This window comes from Winogradskyella sp., assembly GCF_016744625.1.
Taxonomy (GTDB): Bacteria; Bacteroidota; Bacteroidia; order Flavobacteriales; family Flavobacteriaceae; genus Winogradskyella.
The window spans coordinates 31486-48654 of sequence record NZ_JADGDZ010000018.1 but is presented as its reverse complement, the minus strand read 5'-3'; the positions used below and the strand labels follow the sequence as shown (position 1 = coordinate 48654).

The following is a 17169-nucleotide window of genomic DNA, read 5'->3' as shown; positions in this document are numbered from 1 at the left end:
AATTCAATCTGTTGAAAACGATCTGACTGTAGTTGCAGTTCAAATTTAAATTGTTTCTTTTCTGCTATTACATCATCCATTACTGCTGATCCAAAATCTAATACTTCTATTAGTGTATTGTCTTTAAAATTATAGGTTCCGTAACCAAACCATTCTGAAGAATCTGCAGGTTTATGTTTACACCACATCACTTTAGTATCAGTGTACATTTTTAATTGCCTAGAATTTGAAGATGTTTTAAAAGAATCTACCACGACATTATCCTTATAATTATAAAATCCAACAAGCTCCCAAGTTCCTTTTAAATTAGCTTTATCAACAGGAATTTCTTCTGTAGTAGCTACTTCAACGTCACTTTCAGTAGTGTCTTTGCAGGAGCATATAATGATAAATAGAAGTCCAATAATTAAAAATTTTGATTTCATGATTAATTAGATTTAATGTGTTAAACACCTATAAATTACAAAATTATGAGCAAAGTTGAGATGGATTTATAAAATTTATAACATCATAACGAGTGTTAATAACTTCTATGTAAGGATTTGCCCAAAAAACCTACTTTTGTTTTGTAATAAAACATAAAATATGTCTGATTCAATTGAAAAAGTAAAATGCTTAATAATAGGTTCTGGACCTGCAGGATATACAGCTGCAATTTATGCGTCTAGAGCTAATATGTTCCCTGTTTTATATCAAGGAACGCAACCTGGTGGTCAATTAACTACCACAAATGATGTTGAAAACTTCCCTGGATATCCTGATGGAATTACAGGGCCAGAAATGATGATTCAATTGCAAAAGCAAGCTGAACGTTTTGGTGCTGATGTTCGTCATGGTTGGATAACTAAAGTTGATTTTTCTGGTGATGTCCATAAAGTATGGGTAAATGATGAAAAGGAAATTCATGCCTCAACAATTATTATTTCTACAGGAGCTTCCGCAAAATATTTAGGATTACCGTCTGAACAAAAATATTTAAAGTTAGGTGGAGGTGTATCTGCTTGTGCAGTTTGTGATGGTTTCTTCTATAGAAATCAAGAAGTTGTTATTGTTGGTGCTGGTGATTCTGCTGCCGAGGAAGCACACTATTTATCAAAGTTATGTAAGAAAGTTACCATGTTGGTAAGACGTGATGAGTTTAGAGCTTCTAAAATCATGGCTAACAGAGTTAAGAATACAGAGAATATAGAAATTTTGTTTAATACTGAAACTGACGAAGTTTTAGGTGATGGACAAGTGGTAACAGGTGTACGTGTTTTTAATAACAAAACAAAAGAGAAACATGAGATACCTTCTACAGGATTTTTTGTTGCCATTGGTCATAAGCCTAATACAGATATCTTTAAAGATTATTTAGATCTTGATGAAACAGGTTATATTATAAATGCTGTTCCAGGAACGAGTAAAACAAATGTTGAAGGTGTATTTGTAAGTGGTGATGCCGCTGACCACGTATACAGACAAGCTATTACTGCTGCTGGTACAGGTTGTATGGCAGCACTAGACGCTGAACGTTATTTAGCGGCTAAAGATGCAGATTTTGAAGTAGCTACATCGTCTTACAATTAGTAAATAATATATACAAACAAGAAAGCCGAAGTTAGTTACTTCGGCTTTCTTGTTTGTAATCGATAATGACTCTTAGCGTTTCTTCTTTTGAAGTTTTGCAGTATCTTCAAATTTAGTAATTGTAATTGCAGGACTTCCATAAAGATAGATTTCACTATTTCCTGAAGCAGCAATTATTATACTTTCTGTAGTTGAAATTGTTAAATCACTACTATCTTCTAAGTTTATATCAGCAGTTTTAACATCGAACTTTGCTCCATTAAAATTTGTGGAGTTATCTAATTTAATAACAGAATTTGTTGCTGAACCTTCAATCACAGCATCAGAGCGCAGGTATAAATCAAAGTCAGCTGTTTTACTGTTTATTAAAGCATCGAGTTTACTATTATCACTAAGCTCAACCTTAGTAGAGTCTGCAGTTAGATTCAGTCGTGTTTTAGACTTACCAGAACTTTTGTATAGAAAGTTTTTAGCTCTAATATTCAAATAAGCTCTAGAGTTATCAGATGTTGTAAGAGTAGCATCTCCAAGTTCCATAGATGTTAAGGATCTAATTTCTCCATCATCTTTGGTTTCTATGCTTTTTAGAGCATCACCATAGTTTACGGTAATGTTTAACTTCTTTTTAGATGTAATACGAATGGTTTCTACAAAAGTGAGTACACCATCTACAACATTGAACTGAATGACTTGATGTAAGTTATCATCAGCTTCAACATTAACAGAAGGCTTACTGTTGTAAACAATCTCTATTGAAAAATTTCCATCAACTATAATAGTTTCAAAATCATCGATATAGGTCTGTTTAATGGTAACGTTTCTATCACCTTTAATTTTTTCTGTTGATTGTGCCGTAACAATTGGTGTGGCTATAATCATTAATACCAGAATGAGTAATATTTTTTTCATGTAATATATCTATTATACTTTATATAGGACACAAATGATTAATATGGTCACTTTTAAAGCAGTTAAACAAAGATATACAAAAACCATCCCAAACTCTATAAAGAATTTGAAATGGCTTATAATTGATTGGCTGTAAGTAAGATATAGGTTTTGGTAATCCCTATCTATATTAGGTTGATACTGAAACGAGTTCAGTACAGATTGATTTTATTGCTGTCTTACACTACCTGAAGAGCTATCTGATTTATTCACTTTTTCTGGATTGCCAGAATATCTTACATCTCCACCACTTGTAGCTCTAGCTGTTAATTCTTTTGAAGTGTTTACTGATATGTCTGCTCCACTTGTTGCTTTTACTTTAGAGGTTTCTGATTTTAAGTTAGAGGCTTCAATATCACTTCCACTAGTTGCTTCAGCAATTAAAATATTAGTGGTACCACTAATATTGATATCGCTTCCGCTAGTAGAATGGCAATTTAATGTTTGAGTTGTAACATCTAATTTCATATCTGCTCCACTTGTAGTATTTAATTCTAAGTCATCAACTTCAATAGTGTTTGTTGAGTAAACATCACTACCACTAGTTGCCTTTATTGCTGAAATATCAGATATACTTAGCATTATTTTTTTTGAAGCTGCTTTTCGAATATTCTCAGTGGTGTATATACTTAGAACACTGTTTTCTACTTTGGTCATAATAAGATCGTGAAGGTTTTCATCTGCTTCAATACTTAAGGATACATCATTAGATTGTGTAATGTAAAGGTCTAATCCTTGGCTTACTTTTATAGAGCTAAAGTCGCTAGAAATGTCTCGGTCTGCTGTTACTACATTTCTGTTGCCATCTACTCCTTCTCCTATATTCATAGAAAAATTACAGGATAGCATTAGTATACTTACGATACTAGAGATAATAATTCTTGTTAATGTGCTCATGATTTTTGATTTTTTAATTGATTCGCTTTTTGATTGATGAATTACACTACAAATATCTGTAGCTTTTTGTTTGATTTAAATTTAATACTACTGAACTGTTGAATGTTTATTCTCAATTGTCATTTACTTCTAAAGTAACACCATCTTCATCATTAATTTGAAGACTAACTTCTGGTTTATCCTCATTAGACGACTGTTCTTTAGTTGAGGTTTCAATTCGTTCAATTTTTTCTTCAACTTCCTCAATACAGTCTAAGCATTCTATATCATCCTTTAGAATTTTATAGTAATGACCTCTTTTAGCCTTGTGCAAAATATCGTTGTAATAAACTATACGGTTATAGTATTTAGGAAAATTTTTATTGGTAAAAAGCGTTGTTCCTTCGGGTAAATTAATAATTAACCGCACTTCTTGCTCACTATATTTATTATCTACATCAGTAGATAGGTAATCATCTAAATTTAGATTGCCATCAGACAATGCATAATTATAGTTAATATTTTCTGCTCTAGTCCTTGCTACATTATAATTACTTCCAGTAGCTTTCTTTTCAATTGTAATAGAAGCTATAGAGTCAGTAGTAGATTTTACAATATATCTTATATCTGAGGAGATAATACTTTTTCCGTTATCGTCTTCTATGATTTTAAATTCATTATTATGACTATAAAAAGGGCTACTATATTGGTCAAATTTTAATCTGTTTAAATTTATGGTATCATTAGATTTAATGTTTAATGCTTCAGTATTGGTAACCTTAGCGTCAAAAGCATGTTCGGTAACTTGCTTAGCACCAATAATAAAAAGACCAATTATTGCCATTAGCCATAACCCAAGTAAAGTGAACTTAGCTACATTTCCTATTGACTTTAAATTGTTAACCAAAATCTTTAGTCCTAAGTAAAAGACAAAAAAGAATGGTATAGCAAAAACAAAGAAGAGTAACATTGATATTAACCAAAGAGGAATGTTGGCAGCATTAGCAACATATAATAAATCCATACCAGGAAAGTGAATGGAATCTACTAAACCTACGGTAAATAATGCTACTATTAATGTTATCAAAGTACTAATACCAACAATGATTAAGATAATACCAATGAACTTTGCTAATACTTTAAGGAAAAACATCATTATGCTCCCAATAGAGTCAAAGAACGTTTGAGAACTCGATTTTAATCGGTTGCCTTGCTTTTGAAAATCGACACTTTTTACTGTGTCAGATATGTTATCCGAAACATTGTCAAAACCTTCCTTAAGTTTTTCTCCATGTTTTTTTAAATCGACATTTCTTACAGTTTCAGAAACGGTATCAATGCCGTCTTTAATTTTTTTTTCAATGTTGCTGATGTTAACAGCATCACCAGTCATGGTTAGTTTCTCAGCAGTGGTACTTGCTTCTGGTACTAAAGCCCAGAAAATAAGATAGATTAAAATAAATGTACCACCAGAGCCTATGGCTAATAATAACCAGATTAAACGTAACCATATAGATTCTATTCCAAAATAATGGCTTAGACCTGCAGCTACACCACCTATATAAGAATTATCTGTATCTCTATATAGTTTTTTAGATGGTCTAGACGTGTGTCTTTGTCTAGGTTGAGGTTCGTCTTCAAATATCTCGTCATCGACTAAATAATCTTCAGGTTGTCCCATAATGGTAATCACCTCATCGACTAATTTTACACCAACAACTTGTTTTTCATTTTGTATACGCTCTGCAAACAATTCTGCTATACGAGCTTCTATATCCGAAATAATTTCCGAACGACCTTGAGAGTCTGTAAATGAACGTTTTATAGCCTCAAGATAGCGTTGTAATTTAAGATATGCATCTTCATCTATGTGGAAGAATATACCTGCTAAATTTATATTGACTGTTTTATTCATTTCTCTGTTGTTTTTGTACTTGTTACTAGGTTTACGGCATTTTGTAAGTCACTCCATGTAGAGTTTAATTCTTTAAGAAACAGTTTACCTGTTTCTGTAAGACCATAATATTTTCTTGGTGGTCCAGAAGTGGATTCTTCCCAACGGTAATTGAGCAATCCAGCATTCTTCAATCTTGTTAATAGTGGATATATAGTTCCTTCTACAACAAGCATTTTTGCGTCTTTTAGTGTGCCTAGAATCTCTGCGACATAAGCATCATTATCCTTTAAAATGGATAAAATGCAATACTCCAGAACACCTTTACGCATTTGTGCTTTTGTGTTTTCTATTTTCATAAATGTGTCTTTAATTCGATTAAACTGCTCATTTTTTGATTGATTATTGATGAATATTTTGATTACTGAAACGAGTTCAGCATAAATTACTTTAAAAAATTGATGGTCAATGGGTATTTATACATATTACCATCTCTTGCAGACAAGCTTGCTTTAACGATAAGGGCAAGCTCTATTATAAAACCAATAACTGCTAGAGCTCCTAAACCACCTCCTATATATAATAGAGGAGAAGGTTTTCCTACATTAATATGAAAATTATGAAATCCATGAAAATCGATAACATCCATACCGTTAAATAAATTAAAGATGAAAAAAGGTACAGTTATAGTTCCTATTATAATAGCATAGAGTAAAACACTAATTTGAAAATTAATCGCTTGTTTACCATGCTGATCTATAAACTCAGACTTTTCTTTATTCGCAGCCCATAATACTATAGGGCCAATAAAATTGCCAAAAGGAATTATAAATCTTGAAAAGGTCGAAAGATGTATAAATGTTGCTAAATTTTTGTGGTGGTTGTCTAACATTTTTAAAAGTATATAATAGTTGCTTATACAAATATATGTCTTTAAAAAGGTATTATGTTACGCATAGTACTAAAAATTAACATTTTATTAACATTAGTTAAGCTTGAATATTTCAATTATTTTAGTAGAAATTTTAATCTTTAATATGAATATCTCACCTTCAAAACTAAATACATTCCTAATGTTTAAGCTACCTGCAGCCTATTTTACTGGTGTGCGAACAAAACATTTGGATGATACAACTTGTGTGGTTTCTGTAAAACATCGTTGGATTAATCAAAATCCATTTAATTCTATGTTTTGGGCTGTACAAGGTATGGCAGCAGAGTTAACAACTGGAGCATTAGTAATGAAAAAGATTAAAGAAAGTGGAAGAAAAGTATCGATGTTAGTTGCAAATAATAATGCATCGTTTACAAAGAAAGCAACAGGCAGAATTACTTTTAAGTGTGAAGAAGGTTTAAAAATAGATGAAGCTATTGCAAAAGCCATAGAAACTGGTGAAGGCCAGACAGTATGGCTGAACGCTAATGGTATTAATAAAGATGGAGTAGAGGTTTCCACTTTTAATTTTGAATGGACACTCAAAGTTAAAAGCTAGTTGTCATTGCGAGAACGAAGGACGTAACAATCTCAATGTCGAAAGATAACTTTATGTAACAAAACAAAAGTATTTGCAACATATAAAAGAATCAACTTGTACTGAACTTGTTTCAGTATCTTAAACATTTAAATAATTAGCTATGGAAAAACTACCAGATTATAACAACAGAAATGCACACGAAATAGATTACCGTATTTACGGAGAAGAAATGCAATATGTAGAAATAGAGCTAGACCCACAAGAAGGAGTCATTGCAGAGTCAGGCAGTTTTATGATGATGGACGATGGTATAAAAATGGATACTATTTTTGGAGATGGTTCAGGAAAAGATACAGGGTTTTTTGGTAAAATATTAGGTGCAGGAAAACGAATCCTTACAGGCGAAAGCTTGTTTATGACCGCTTTTTATAATGACTTAACTGGAAAACGAAATGTCTCATTCGCTTCTCCATACCCAGGGAAAATCATACCTATTGATTTAAATGAATTTGAAGGAAAGTTTATTTGCCAAAAGGATGCTTTCTTGTGTGCAGCTAAGGGCGTTAGTGTAGGTATAGAATTTTCTAAAAAACTTGGACGAGGACTTTTTGGTGGTGAAGGTTTTATAATGCAAAAATTAGAAGGTGATGGAATGGCATTTGTGCATGCTGGTGGAACAACAGCAGAAAAAACCTTAGCAGCTGGCGAAACTTTGCGAGTAGATACAGGTTGTATTATTGGTTTTACACAAAGCATTGATTACGATATTGAGTTTGTAGGTGGCATAAAGAATTCAATCTTTGGTGGAGAAGGTTTATTCTTTGCAAGATTACAAGGTCCAGGAAAAGTCTATATACAATCTTTACCATTTAGTAGATTAGCAGGTCGCGTTTTAGCATCTGTTCCTAGAGGAGGTAAATCTAAGGGAGAAGGGAGTATTCTTGGTGGATTAGGTGATTTGTTGGATGGAGATAATCGGTTTTAGATTATAATTTTACCTAATACTAAGTAAGTCAGCTGTTTATGTTGCAGGAATTGTTCACATTGTTTTAATGTACTCATCGAGTAATTTTTGACTTTTAACATAAATAGCTGTTAAACTTTGAATATTTTTCTGATTGAACTTATTTTTTTTCTACCTTAGAGACATAATTGAAACAATAGCCTATAGATAAAAATCTACTTTTCATTAAACCTAAAACTTGAAAAACCTTATGGCGAGAGCAATGTATGAGTACACTAAGACTGTACTAAACAAAGTGAGTTTTGATACGACATTATTCTGTAAAGAAGTGCAAAAAGCAGTAAGACGATTATTGCCACACGAACTAGAAGAATTAAGAATTTTTATTCAGTCCCTAATCAATCAGAACCCAGATTTAAATCAATGTTTAATTTATTTAAAAGCATAGAAAAAAGCGACTTACGAGTCGCTTTTTTTATTTAGAAATAGGACTTATAATTTCTACATTCTGAAACGCAATTGCTCCACGTATAATACCAGAAATAACATCGTACATTGCATCTATAATCTGCATTTTTAGTTCACTTTTATGATAAATAATACTGACTTCTCTAGCTGGTGAAGGCTCTTTAAAATGTCTTAAGTTTGTATTTAATTTTTCTTGAACATCTAAAGTATGTAAGTAAGGAAGAAGTGTCATTCCCATACCTTCATTAGACAGTTTTATTAAGGTTTCTATACTTCCGCTTTCTAACTGAAAATGATCATCAGTTTGATTTTTAAAGGATTTACAAAGATTAATTACTCCATCTCTAAAACAATGACCATCTTCTAAGAGTAACATGTCTTCAATATCTAAGTCTGATACTTCAATTGTTTTTTTATCTCTTAGTCTATGACTATTTGGTATGTACGCTACAAATGGCTCGTAATAGAGAACACGCTCTTTAATATTGTCACTTTCTAAAGGAGTAGAAGCAATAGCTGCATCTAAATGACCATCACTTATACGTGTTATGATTTCTTCGGTTGTGAGTTCTTCAATCTTTAGTTTTACTTTAGGATACTTTTTAATAAAATTGTTTAAAAACATAGGTAAGAGTGTAGGCATAACCGTTGGAATAATGCCTAATCTAAATTCGCCACCAATAAACCCTTTCTGCTGATCTACAATATCTTGAATACGATCAGCTTCATTAACTATATTTCGTGCCTGGAAAACTATTTTGCGCCCTACATCAGTTAACTCAATAGGTTTTTTTCCTCTATCAAAAATTATGATATCTAATTCATCTTCAAGTTTTTGTATTTGTGTACTTAATGTTGGTTGTGTTACAAAGCATTTTTCTGCAGCCTTTGTAAAATTCTTATGTTCAGCTATCGCTAAGGCGTATTTTAATTGTGTAATTGTCATAACTATTCATTTAGACTATAAAAGTATAAAAACTATTCATAAAAACTATAGTAAAAACGTATTAATTGTAATGTAATTTTGAATAGATAAAAAATATAAGATTATGATATTAAATAGTATAGGTTTAGATACCAAAAAAACTAAAGAATTAGCTGATGATTTAAACCAGTTATTAGCTAATTTTCAATTGTATTATCAGAATTTAAGAGGTATACATTGGAATATAAAAGGGCGCGCATTTTTTGATTTGCATGTTAAATTTGAAGAATTATATACAGATGCAAATTTAAAGGTAGATGAAATTGCGGAACGTATTTTAACTCTAGGTGCTACACCTTTGCATACATTCGCAGATTATACAAAAGCTGCTAAAGTACCAGTTGGGAAAAATATCTCTAAAGATGAAAATGCAGTAGAACTTATTGTAGCTTCTTTAAGGGAATTATTGAAAATGGAGCGTGCTATTTTAGAAACTTCCGGAGATGCTAACGACGAAGGTACAAACTCTATGATGAGTGATTTTATTACCGAACAAGAAAAAACGGTATGGATGATGAAAGCTTGGTTAGGAGAAACCGTTTAGTACATAGAAAAAAACCTTCAGGAATCAACCTGAAGGTTTGCTATTAATCAATTTACTAACTTAATTGAAGCGTAGATGCAATAATTAATTTTAATCACAGTCACGTTCAAACCCTAAAAACTCGTTGTTAGATTCTAATAAAACACGCCCTTCATTACATTGAAAAACTGTCCAATCTAATTGAGATATCATGTCATGAGGAGCAGTATCTATACCAAAAAAGACAAATACTTCACCTGTAGAAGGATTAGAAGATAAACTCCAAGTACCATTAGCTGCAGCGTCGTTAGATCCTTCATTGAAGATTTCTAATGTTCCATCTTGAGAAAACTGTACGTACTCAGCATTTACAGTATTGTAAAGACTAGTTGTCATATACCATTGGCATTCTAATAAATAAGCAAATATATCTTGCTCACTACATTCGTTCGGGTTGTTGTCACAGTCAACAAAATTTTCAGAATCAAATCCTGCACATTCGGCATAACAAGCATTAGGAAAAGTAATTGTTTCTGTCACACCATTTGGAGTTGTATATTCTACACATACTGGATCTACAGGAGTGTTTTCACATTCATCACATTCACCAGGATTATTATCGTCTTCACATACTACAACATTATCTTGGGTGAAACCTGCGCACAAAGCATAGCACATATTTGGAAAAACAGTTACTATAGTTTCTCCTGAAGGTGTCGAGTATTCAATACAAATTGGTTCAATTGGAGAATCTTCACATTCTTCACATTCATCATTACCATTATCATCAAAACAATCTTCTAAAAGATCTTCTAAACCTTGAGGACTATTTATGGTAACAATTTCACCATCATCCTCTAACGTTACTGTAAAAGGGTAAACAAAATCAAAATAATAGGCGTCATATAATGAGTTATCTAATTCTTCTTGAGAGTTTATTGTTAAAGTCTCATTATTATCAGTTATGATTGTTATCGGAAAATTAAATGTAAAACAACCGTTTCCTCCTGGACAGTTATAGTCTTCTTCACAGTTTTCAGCAAAGTCATCTTCTGTAAATCCATTACATTCTGCATAACAAGCATTAGGATATGTAATGATAAATGTTTCACCATTTGGATCAGAAACTTCAACACATACAGGGTCATAAACTTCAAAACATTCACAAGGTTCTATAGTATCAAAATCACAACTTTCTAATAAGTTTATAAAATCATTTTCGTTGTTAATAGTTACAATTTCTATAGCATTTGTAGCTTCGTTATATGTTTCTACATCAAAAGGGAATGCTATGCCGTTAACATATAAATCTTCAGTAGAGTTGATGATAACATCTATTAAGGCATCTAAATCATCTACTGTTACTGTAGATCCATTATTAAAAGATAAGTCTAAAGGGTATACAAAATCAAAGCAAAAATCGAAAACTACATTTCCTACAGGATTTTCAAATTCATCTAAGCTACCATCATCATCAAATTGTGTTCTCAGTTGGTTTAGAGCAGTGGTTATAGATTCACTTTCTTCTGTTAATTGTTGATCCTCGATTACAGATTCATCATTGGTACAAGAAACAAATACCATAAAAGCCATGGCAATGCTAAATAGTGTAAATTTAAATGTCTTCATTTTTGTTAAAATTTATAAAGTTAAAACTATGTTGTCGAGGTTAATCAGAAGTAAGACAACTTATAATTTAAAAACCCTACTTTTTCTTCAAATTATTTTTTTCATAGTTTTGAGTGTTCAATCAAAATCCTGAATGTCTAAAGATAGTCGCAATATTTGTCACTCAAAAACTTTTGAGCTTGTCTATAAAACTTATGCAAAAGACATGAGGCGTTTTCTTTTTTATAAAACTCAAGATGTTGATAATGCTGAAGATATATTACAAGATGCCTTTGTGAAACTTTGGAATAATTGTAGCAAAGTAGATTACGACAAAGTAAAAAGCTATTTATATACTATTGGTAATAATATGTTTTTAAATGAAAAAAAACATGAAAAAGTAGTTAGAATCTACAATGAACAAAATAAAAAATTTGACACTAATGAATCCCCAGAATTTGTAATGCTTGAGAAAGAATTCATGGAAAAACTTGAAAATACCATCGCAACATTGCCAGAAAAGCAACGAGAAGTATTTCTATTAAATAGAATTGAAAAGAAAAAATATAAAGACATTGCAGAAATGCTAAATATCTCAGTAAAGGCTGTAGAAAAGCGTATGCATCTTGCTTTAATAACCATGAGAAAAGAAATAGGAAATGTTTAATTGACCAAAGAGGTAGGGTTTTTAGTCTTTAAGTTGTCTTAAGTATAGATAAAAAATGGAAAATCAGAATTCAAATATAGAAAAGGATACGTTTTTAGCTCAATGGCTAGAGGGAGACATCTCTGATGCAGAGCTGAAAACTCTAGTTAGTGAAGATGATTTTAAAACCTATCAGAAATTGAAAAAAGGTTTTGGAATTTCTGAACAATTAGATGGATCTATTGATGAAAGCTTCTCTAAAATACAACAACGCATTACCAATAAAACTCCAAATGTTCTACCACTTTATAGAAGTTGGACAATAGGTATAGCTGCTTCCTTCGTTTTACTTTTTGGCTTGTTTTCAATTTTCGGAAATAGCAACATCATTATAGAAACAGGTTTTGGAGAAAGCAAAATTGTTACACTTTTAGATGGTTCTGAAGTGATTTTAAATTCAAAATCTAAACTTAGTTATAATGACGAAGATTGGAAGGAAAATAGAACACTTAGCTTAGATGGAGAAGCTTTTTTTAAAGTTCAAAAAGGTAGCACATTTACTGTAAATACTAATAACGGATCTGTTACAGTTTTAGGAACACAGTTTAATGTAAATTCTACAAACGATTTCTTTGATGTAGTTTGTTATGAAGGTAAAGTAAAAGTAAAGACTACTCAATCAGAACATGTTTTGCTACCAAGTAATTCTGTTAGAAAAATAAATGGACATCCATCAGAGTCATCGATTACACAGCTTATTAGGCCTACATGGATTGCAGGAGAAAGCACCTTTAAGAGTGTGCCTGTACGTTATGTTATTTCGGCTTTAGAAAGTCAGTATAATATTAAATTTGATACTGACGCTATTGATGATACAACAATATTCTCTGGTAGTTTTCCGCACAATAATCTCAAAGTCGCTTTAAAAACCGTTTTTGAAACTCTTCACATAAAATATTTTGAAAAAGAAAAACGTAACATTAAACTGAGGTATTAAAGATGAGGTTAATCTATATCTTTGTCTTAATGTTACTCCCATTATCAGCCTTTTCGCAAGAAGAGGCTTTTTACATTGAATTTAAAGATGAGGTTTTAACTAATGTTTTCATTACAATTGAAGATACTTACGATGTGCTTTTTTCTTATAAAGACCATGATGTAAGTGATAAACGTATTTCGTTAAAGAAAGAGAAGCGTACACTTAGAGAAGTTTTAGAAGCAATTACGGAGCTGACAAAACTTAACTATAAAATTTTAAATAATCGATATGTCATTATAAACGAATCTTTAGAAAAAGAAACAGATTTAAATGAGCTCGATAAAGTTATAGTAAAGAGTTATTTAACTAAGGGTATTGTGAAAAATCGTAATGGTTCTTATAAATTGTATCCATCGAAACTTGGTATTTTGCCAGGTCTCACAGAATCAGACGTTTTAGAAAGTATTCAATTATTACCAGGAGTCTTAAGTCCTAATGAGACTGCTTCTGGTTTTTTTGTTAGAGGTGGAGCTTCCGATCAAAATCGATTAATTTGGGATGGTATAAACATTTATCACAAAGGTCATCTTTTTGGTATGATTTCTCCACTGAATCCAAATGTAACTTCAGAGATTAAATTTATAAATAAAGGCTCTCATGCTAGATATGGTGAACGTTTGTCTAGTGTTATTGATATGTCCTCAAACTCAGATATTTCAAAAAATATAAAAGCTGAATTAGGTTTTAATGGTATTAATGGAGATGCTCTTATAGAGGTTCCTGTTATTAAGGATAAAATGAATATTCAAGCTTCATTTAGGCGAAGCTATGTAGATGTATTAGAAACATTTACTTTTAATCCGTTGGCAGACAAAGTTTTTGAAAGTACCAAGATTAACAAATCTGAAAATGATAATAATGAGTTTTCGTTTTTAGATTATAACGTAAAGCTTAACTATAAGCCAAATAAGAATAATAGTCTATATGCAAGTGTTATTTCTATAGATAACCAATTAGATTATGTTCAGAATGACACAGAAACTAACCGTTTGTTTAATGATAAATTGGTAACAAGTAATATAGGATATGGTGTAGGTTGGAAAACGGATTGGAATGATAATATAACTCAAAATACAACGGCTTTTTTATCTGATTATAAACTGAATTATAACTTTATTACTATAGAAAATAATGAACAAGTTTCTGATTTTGAAAAGCGAAACACCATTTACGATTCTGGGATTTCTTCAGAAGTTACTATTAATACATCTAAAGCAAGTGCTATAGCATTTGGTTACCAATACACACTTAAAGATGTTTCTTATGCATTTTTAAACAGAACAAATCTTTCTTTTGTATTAGATACTGAAGATCGTACAATACAAAGCCATAGTGTATATGGAAGTTATGATTATAAGAATCCAAAATTATTTGATGTGTCTATTGGATTTCGAAGCACATACTTTAAAGAATTAGAGGCTGTAAGATTAGAACCAAGATTAGTGTTTTATAGATCATTGTTTGAAAATCTAAAATTTCAAGCCACAGCAGAAATTAAAAATCAAATTATCAGTGAGATTGACGAAACGATATTAAGTGACCTCTCATTAGAAAATAGAGTATGGAGATTGGCTGATGGAAATGAGTTTCCTATTATAAATAGTCAGCATGTATCTGGCGGATTTATTTATACAGGTAAAGATGTGAGTATAGATATTGATGCTTACCATAAAAGATTGAAAAACATTACCGCATTATCACTTGGGTTTTTAAATCCGGATAATAGTAATTTCAATATAGGGAAACAAAATGTTTTTGGAGTTGATGTTTTTATGAGGAAACGATTTAATGGTTTCAATTCATGGTTGAGCTATTCTTACAACCGCTCTAAGAGTATATTTGAAAATCTTAATGACAGTAATGAGTTTACTTCAAAATCTAATATCAGTCATGCTATATCAACTGCATTAAGTTATCAGCTAAAGCGTTTTCAATTTGCATTAGGTTGGAAATGGCAAACAGGAAAACCATATACTATAGCGCAAGATAATAGTGATAATTTAGAATTTAATAATGGAATAAACACAGGTGAGTTACCTATTTATCATCGAATGGATTTTTCTTCGATCTATAATTTTAAAATATCTAAGCGTAATAGATTAAGAGGTAAGGTAGGTTTGTCTATTAGAAATATCTATAACAGAAAGAACTTAATAAGCAGAGAATATAGAGGTAATAATAGTTTAGACGATCCCATAGAGTTGATAGAAAAATATTCTATAGGAATAACTCCAAATTTAATGGTTAGGCTCTACTGGTAGAATCAGAAAAGAAAAAGCCATTAATTTCTTAATGGCTTTTTTATGCGATTGATTGATGATCTCTGTTTTAGAAACGAATGTTTAAATCTAGATTTTTACCTTCTACATTGAATTTTGCGTCATCATACTGAGGTGGTCCAAAAGACATTACATTGTTAGACATTCCGTAAGATTCAATTGGCATTCCATTATCTTGGAAATCCATTCTTTTATTTTCGTTTTCATCGTGTAAAGCCATTATAGCATATTCTCCAGGTAAAACGTTTTCAAATGTTACTGTGATTTTTCCGTCTTTAATTTCTGTTTCAGCAGTTTTTATACCTTTTCCTTTCATAAAAGTTTCAGAAGTGTGTAATGATAACATTACTTTTCCTGTATCATTTTTTACATTATCAATAGTAACGGAAATTGTAATGCCTTTATCTTCTTGTGCGAAGCTAAATATTGAAGTTAAAACTAGTGCGATTGTTAAGAATAAATGTTTCATGATGATTGTGTTTTAAAGGTTTGTATTTGTTTGATGATTCAAATATCCAACAAAAGTGCTCTTAAAAATAATTGTAGTTACTGAATTGTAACTTTATTAGGATGAGTTGTATTTTGTTTAGTTGAAGGTGATTAACTAAAGTAATCCTCGTGCTTTAATCTCTAAATATTTATTAATAGTATTTATCGTCAAGTGCTCTGGAGCCGTTAAAATTGACTGAATACCATGTTTTTGAAGTTCATTTACAATAAGTTTTTTCTCGTACATAAATTTTTCAGCTATAGTCTTTTGAAAAATATCGAAGGTATTAGAAGCTTCAACATTAGTTAATTTATGCAATTCTGTATTCTCAAAAAAAATAACAACTAAAAGATGGTTTTTTGCAATCGCTTGAAGATATGGTAATTGACGATGTAACGCATCTAAAGTTTCAAAATTAGTGTAGAGTAGAATTAAACCACGTTGTGTTAAGCTACGTTTTATATCTATATATAGTCTAGAGAAATCTGATTCAGAAAAATCAGTATTCACATTATATAAGGTTTCCAGAATTTTATTCATCTGTGATGGTCTGCGTTCAGCAACCACTTTATTTTCCACCTTTCTAGAGAAGGTAAACATTCCGGCTTTGTCTTGTTTTTTGAGTGCCACATTGCTAATTACTAAAGTAGCGTTTATGGCATAATCTAAAAGACTTAAGCCTTTAAACGGCATTTTCATAGCTCTGCCTTTATCAATAACACTGTAAATAGGTTGGGAGCGTTCATCCTGAAATTGATTGACCATCAATTGATTTCGCTTCGCTGTGGCTTTCCAGTTAATATTCCTTATATCATCTCCATTTACATAGTCTTTAATTTGCTCAAATTCCATGGTATGACCAATTCGTCTTATTTTCTTTAAACCATATTCAAATAGTTTGTTAGAAAATGCTAATAGCATGTATTTACGAAGTTGTAGAAATGAAGGATAGTTTGGCACCATAGCATCTTTCGCAAACTGAAAACGTCTGGTTACTAAACCAATTGGAGAGTTAACATATATATTTAAATTGCCAAAGTAATATTCGCCACGTTCTAGAGGTCTTAAGGTGTAGGTTATTTTCTTTTGATCGTGTTTTTTAAGTTGCGTATTGATTTCAAAATCACGCTTTTGATACTGAAATGGCAACTCGTCAATCAACAATAAATCTGCAATAAAGTTATAGTTGTTTTGTAATGTAATTTCAATTGGGTTATCATCACCATTACTCAATTTTTCTGGTAAAATACGTGATGCCGAAATTCCTTTTTGTTTAAATAATAAGATAAGGTCAATTACCACCAATCCTATAGCAACAAAGAATAATGCGGTTACAATACTTAATAATCCTGGATAGATGTATGCCAAGATAAACAATGCCACAAATGCCAATGCTATAAGGAAA

The 17169-nt window shown here is 31.2% G+C and carries 18 protein-coding genes; 8 read left to right on the top strand and 10 right to left on the bottom strand.

The window, feature by feature from the left end; genetic code table 11:
* A partial coding sequence (locus QZZ53_RS06230; RefSeq protein ID WP_296382648.1) for a hypothetical protein occupies positions 1–425 on the bottom strand: 425 nt, incomplete at its 3' end.
* Between the two features lie 160 nt (positions 426–585).
* Here QZZ53_RS06230 and trxB point away from each other — a divergent pair.
* On the top strand, positions 586–1569 hold the full coding sequence (gene trxB / locus QZZ53_RS06225) for a thioredoxin-disulfide reductase (protein ID WP_296382646.1): 984 nt from the start codon (positions 586–588) through the stop codon (positions 1567–1569).
* A 72-nt stretch (positions 1570–1641) separates the two neighbouring features.
* Here the strand turns inward: trxB and QZZ53_RS06220 are convergent, their stop codons facing one another.
* The 5 genes from QZZ53_RS06220 to QZZ53_RS06200 form a co-directional block, all read right to left on the bottom strand.
* Positions 1642–2478, bottom strand: coding sequence for a DUF2807 domain-containing protein (locus tag QZZ53_RS06220; RefSeq protein ID WP_296382643.1), 837 nt, complete (start codon positions 2476–2478; stop codon positions 1642–1644).
* A gap of 207 nt (positions 2479–2685) precedes the next feature.
* The gene (locus tag QZZ53_RS06215; protein ID WP_296382640.1) at positions 2686–3414 is read right to left on the bottom strand and encodes a head GIN domain-containing protein; all 729 of its coding nucleotides are present in this window, start codon (positions 3412–3414) and stop codon (positions 2686–2688) included.
* A gap of 112 nt (positions 3415–3526) precedes the next feature.
* Positions 3527–5308 carry a PspC domain-containing protein gene (locus QZZ53_RS06210; RefSeq protein WP_296382636.1) on the bottom strand — a complete coding sequence of 594 codons (1782 nt, stop codon included), beginning with the start codon at positions 5306–5308 and terminating at the stop codon, positions 3527–3529.
* Positions 5305–5646 (bottom strand): PadR family transcriptional regulator, encoded by a 342-nt coding sequence (locus QZZ53_RS06205; protein WP_296382634.1) that lies wholly within the window; start codon positions 5644–5646, stop codon positions 5305–5307. Before QZZ53_RS06205 ends, QZZ53_RS06210 begins: the two co-directional genes overlap by 4 nt.
* Before the next feature lie 86 nt (positions 5647–5732).
* A complete protein-coding gene (locus tag QZZ53_RS06200; protein WP_296382632.1) occupies positions 5733–6179 on the bottom strand; it encodes a DUF4870 domain-containing protein in 447 nt (148 codons plus the stop codon).
* A 145-nt stretch (positions 6180–6324) separates the two neighbouring features.
* Between QZZ53_RS06200 and QZZ53_RS06195 the strand changes: the two genes are divergently transcribed.
* From QZZ53_RS06195 to QZZ53_RS06185, 3 genes are all read left to right on the top strand, one after another.
* Positions 6325–6780, top strand: coding sequence for a DUF4442 domain-containing protein (locus QZZ53_RS06195; RefSeq protein WP_296382655.1), 456 nt, complete (start codon positions 6325–6327; stop codon positions 6778–6780).
* Between the two features lie 142 nt (positions 6781–6922).
* Positions 6923–7747: a TIGR00266 family protein gene (locus tag QZZ53_RS06190; RefSeq protein WP_296382631.1), complete on the top strand. Its 825-nt coding sequence runs from the start codon at positions 6923–6925 to the stop codon at positions 7745–7747.
* Between the two features lie 229 nt (positions 7748–7976).
* Positions 7977–8174 (top strand): hypothetical protein, encoded by a 198-nt coding sequence (locus QZZ53_RS06185; protein ID WP_296382652.1) that lies wholly within the window; start codon positions 7977–7979, stop codon positions 8172–8174.
* A gap of 27 nt (positions 8175–8201) precedes the next feature.
* Here QZZ53_RS06185 and QZZ53_RS06180 read toward each other — a convergent pair whose 3' ends face one another.
* Positions 8202–9140: a LysR substrate-binding domain-containing protein gene (locus tag QZZ53_RS06180; protein ID WP_296382629.1), complete on the bottom strand. Its 939-nt coding sequence runs from the start codon at positions 9138–9140 to the stop codon at positions 8202–8204.
* A 103-nt stretch (positions 9141–9243) separates the two neighbouring features.
* Here QZZ53_RS06180 and QZZ53_RS06175 point away from each other — a divergent pair, with 103 nt between their 5' ends.
* Positions 9244–9723: a Dps family protein gene (locus tag QZZ53_RS06175; protein WP_296382626.1), complete on the top strand. Its 480-nt coding sequence runs from the start codon at positions 9244–9246 to the stop codon at positions 9721–9723.
* Positions 9724–9813: 90 nt separating this feature from the next.
* Here the strand turns inward: QZZ53_RS06175 and QZZ53_RS06170 are convergent, their stop codons facing one another.
* Positions 9814–11331 carry a hypothetical protein gene (locus QZZ53_RS06170; RefSeq protein WP_296382623.1) on the bottom strand — a complete coding sequence of 506 codons (1518 nt, stop codon included), beginning with the start codon at positions 11329–11331 and terminating at the stop codon, positions 9814–9816.
* A gap of 133 nt (positions 11332–11464) precedes the next feature.
* Here QZZ53_RS06170 and QZZ53_RS06165 point away from each other — a divergent pair, with 133 nt between their 5' ends.
* Genes QZZ53_RS06165 through QZZ53_RS06155 form a run of 3 tightly spaced genes read left to right on the top strand, consistent with a single transcriptional unit; the run spans position 11465 to position 15256 of the window.
* Positions 11465–11977: an RNA polymerase sigma-70 factor gene (locus tag QZZ53_RS06165; RefSeq protein ID WP_296382621.1), complete on the top strand. Its 513-nt coding sequence runs from the start codon at positions 11465–11467 to the stop codon at positions 11975–11977.
* Between the two features lie 55 nt (positions 11978–12032).
* Positions 12033–12953, top strand: a complete 921-nt coding sequence (locus QZZ53_RS06160; RefSeq protein WP_296382619.1) for a FecR family protein — start codon at positions 12033–12035, stop codon at positions 12951–12953.
* 2 nt (positions 12954–12955) lie between these two features.
* Positions 12956–15256 (top strand): FecR domain-containing protein, encoded by a 2301-nt coding sequence (locus QZZ53_RS06155; protein WP_296382617.1) that lies wholly within the window; start codon positions 12956–12958, stop codon positions 15254–15256.
* Between the two features lie 67 nt (positions 15257–15323).
* Here QZZ53_RS06155 and QZZ53_RS06150 read toward each other — a convergent pair whose 3' ends face one another.
* Together QZZ53_RS06150 and QZZ53_RS06145 are read right to left on the bottom strand one after the other, a co-directional pair.
* On the bottom strand, positions 15324–15743 hold the full coding sequence (locus QZZ53_RS06150) for a DUF2141 domain-containing protein (RefSeq protein WP_296382614.1): 420 nt from the start codon (positions 15741–15743) through the stop codon (positions 15324–15326).
* 135 nt (positions 15744–15878) lie between these two features.
* Positions 15879–17156: a DUF58 domain-containing protein gene (locus QZZ53_RS06145; RefSeq protein WP_296382650.1), complete on the bottom strand. Its 1278-nt coding sequence runs from the start codon at positions 17154–17156 to the stop codon at positions 15879–15881.
* Between the last annotated feature and the right edge of the window lie 13 nt (positions 17157–17169).